The sequence below is a fragment of the Dehalobacter sp. genome (assembly GCA_023667845.1).
GTDB lineage: Bacteria > Bacillota > Desulfitobacteriia > Desulfitobacteriales > Syntrophobotulaceae > Dehalobacter.
Map to the genome: position 1 here is coordinate 1 of JAMPIU010000083.1, position 1,128 is coordinate 1,128.

Genomic DNA, 1,128 nt, shown 5'->3' on the forward strand with positions numbered 1-1,128 from the left:
CCATCAGTGCTTATTTCACAAATCAGGTCGTAAGCGTTTTCAGTCAGGGTGCGGTACCTTTCATTGGTGTCGCTGAGTACCTGGTGGGTATGCTGCAGTGACTCCAGCATCGTATTAGCGGATACGGCCAGTTGGGTGAGCTCATCATTACCTGACGCCTGCAGTCGCATCGAATGGTCACCGCATTTGCTGATCATGCTGAAGCTCCGGCTGAGTTTTGCCAGCCTGGAAAGCACGTTCTTTTGCAACAGCAGGACTACCACCACGCCAAAGACAACGACAAATAACACAAGCGAAAACAGCAGCAGCCTTAAACTGTTCAGACCCTGTTGGTATATCTCCCTTTCCATTTCAACCTGCAATGCCAGCGCCGGTTCGCCGAAAACATCTTTTAACAAGCCGTAACCATAAATATCATCCCCGTTTAATGGTTGGGCAATAATGGGAATGTCTTCTCCATCACTCTCCAGTTTGGATTTAATATCCGGCGCCAACTCTGTTCCGCCAAATCTCGCAATGTTAATATTTAAGCGGGTTTGTTCAGCAATGCTAAATAGTTCTGTTTCGTCCAGATAACGGCCCATTATCAGAGCGCCCCTTACAGGACCGCTTTGATCGCTTTTTACGATAGGCGCTGAGGCGAGCAGCATGGGGCCTTCTTCAAAAACATATACGCCTGAAATATCTCTTTCCGCTGAATCGTGCCGCCAGAGCATTGTATCTTCAGCCAACTTATTTTTAAGATTATACGGCAGCGGTATTTCTTTCATATTGTTATAGTCAAAAGCCCGGCCAAAAACTATCTCACCGGATGAATTGACACAGAGGAACAGGTTTAATCTGAGATCTTGAAAGGTTGTGTCCGGGATATTGTTTTCAACATATTCGCTGTTTTTATCTTCAATAAAATCGTATGTGGCGTCCCATGTCGCCCAGTCACTGGCGTTTGAAGCAATCTGGTCCGTTCTGTCAGATATGGCGCTTAAAACCCTCTGCACATTCCTTCTGGCATCCTGGTTTTCCAGGTCCGCATAGTCCTTCATCATTATGTACCTTGCTGAACCGTAAAACAACATAATCAGGCATAAAAAAGTAATCCCGATGATCAGTATTGTTTTTTTGCTTAAG

The 1,128-nt window shown here is 45.6% G+C and carries 1 protein-coding gene; it reads right to left on the reverse strand.

Features of this window, described 5'->3' with window-relative positions:
* A partial coding sequence (locus NC238_06615; GenBank protein ID MCM1565610.1) for a HAMP domain-containing protein occupies positions 1-1,046 on the reverse strand: 1,046 nt, incomplete at its 3' end.
* Positions 1,047-1,128 lie beyond the last annotated feature (82 nt).